The sequence below is a fragment of the Chitinolyticbacter albus genome (assembly GCF_024437655.1).
In the GTDB taxonomy this organism is placed as follows: domain Bacteria; phylum Pseudomonadota; class Gammaproteobacteria; order Burkholderiales; family Chitinibacteraceae; genus Chitinolyticbacter; species Chitinolyticbacter albus.
Genome location: NZ_JANBVF010000083.1, coordinates 1 through 356 on the forward strand (window position 1 = coordinate 1; position 356 = coordinate 356).

Here is a 356-nt window from a genome sequence, read left to right on the forward strand (position 1 = left end):
GGCATCAACGTGAACATCACGCTGATGTTCAGCCTGAAGCACACCGATGATGTGCTGACCGCCTATATCCGTGGTCTGGAAGCGCGCAAGGCCGCCGGCCTGCCACTGGATCATGTCCGCGCCGTGGCGTCGGTGTTCCTGTCGCGCGTCGATGTGCTGCTGGACAAGCAGCTGGAAGCGCTCGGCACCCCGGAAGCGCTGGCCCTGCGTGGCAAGAGCGCGATCGCCTTCGTCAAGGTGGCGTACGAGCACTACAAGAAGCTGTTCAACGGTACCCGCTTCGCCGAGCTGAAGGCCGCTGGCGCGCATCCGCAGCGTCTGCTGTGGGCGTCGACCGGTACCAAGAACCCGGCCTA

The 356-nt window shown here is 64.3% G+C and carries 1 protein-coding gene; it reads left to right on the forward strand.

What is annotated here, in order from left to right; translation table 11 throughout:
- Positions 1-356: transaldolase family protein (locus NLI84_RS18875; protein WP_284699995.1), on the forward strand; the 356-nt coding region annotated here is incomplete at both ends.